We start from the raw sequence: 1,051 nt of genomic DNA, 5'->3' as shown, positions 1-1,051 counted from the left end.
CCGGCCTCCCGGATGCGGTCGAGCACCTCGTTGGCGATCAGCTCGACGGACAGCCGCAGCCCCTCCCGCAGCTCCGCGGAGACGCCGACGGCCTGCCGCCGGGAGCCCTCCCGCAGCTCGGCGAGCCGTTCGCTGCCGCCCTCCTCGGGCGGGCACAGCGTGTCCGCGCCGAACAGGGCCGCGATCACGTCGAGCTCGCCGCCGGGCCGGGTGTCGTTGCGGCCGAACGCGACGTCGAGGCTGACCGCCAGGTAGCGGCCCTCCCCCCAGGTCAGCCTGTCCGCGAGCGTCACCACCGCGCCGGCCAGGATGAGCACGTACCGCGGCCGGTCGTCGTCGAGGGCGAACAGGTGGCCGGCGAGCGCCATGCCGTGCTCGATCCGCTCCCGCCGGTCGACGTCCACCGGGGTCAGCAGCCGGCCGGCGCCGTCCGCGGCGGTCGCCGCGTCCGTGTCCGTCGCCCAGCCGCACTCGACCGCCAGCACGCCCCGGCCGGCGTGGGCCACTGCGACGGTGTGCTCGGTGCCGGCGCGCATGACGGTCAGCTCCGTCGGCCGCGCGGTGAAGGCGAACGCGCGCAGGACGTGGCCGTGCAGCTCGTGCAGCTTGTCCCGCAGCTTCTCCCGGACGGCCTCGTCCGCCTCCACACCGTCGCGTTCCGCGGCCTGAACGGCCGCGTCGAGTTCGACGATCTCGGCGCGCAGCTCGTAGTAGGCCCGCCGCAGCGCCCGGATGCCCGCCCGCGGCGTCACCGCCGGGCCGAGAGCCGCGGCGGGCTCGTTCTCCCCGAGACCCCCGGCCCACGCCCCGCCGGGCCGGTCGGCGTCGGCGTCGGCGTCGGCGGACAGCCCGTGGTTCTTCTCGGCCTCCGCCCAGCGTCCGAGGTAACCGTCCTTGACCACCTTGGGCAGACGCTCGGCGAGATAGTAGGCGGATAAGTACTCTCCGCGGTTGGTCAGGGACTCCATGCTCATACGGCACGCTCCAGAACGGCGAGCAGCCGCAGCAATGGCTCACCCGTGGTCTCCAGCCGCGCGACGAGATCGTTCTG

General features: G+C 74.6%; 1 pseudogene. It reads right to left on the bottom strand.

Going from position 1 to position 1,051, the window contains the following annotated elements:
• Nucleotides 1-974 (bottom strand): annotated as a pseudogene (locus AC5LSR_RS22905) (hypothetical protein); the annotation flags it as partial.
• Between the last annotated feature and the right edge of the window lie 77 nt (nt 975-1,051).

This window comes from Protofrankia sp. CiP1_Cm_nod4 (assembly GCF_982290645.1).
This window is presented reverse-complemented; position numbering and strand designations above follow the sequence as displayed.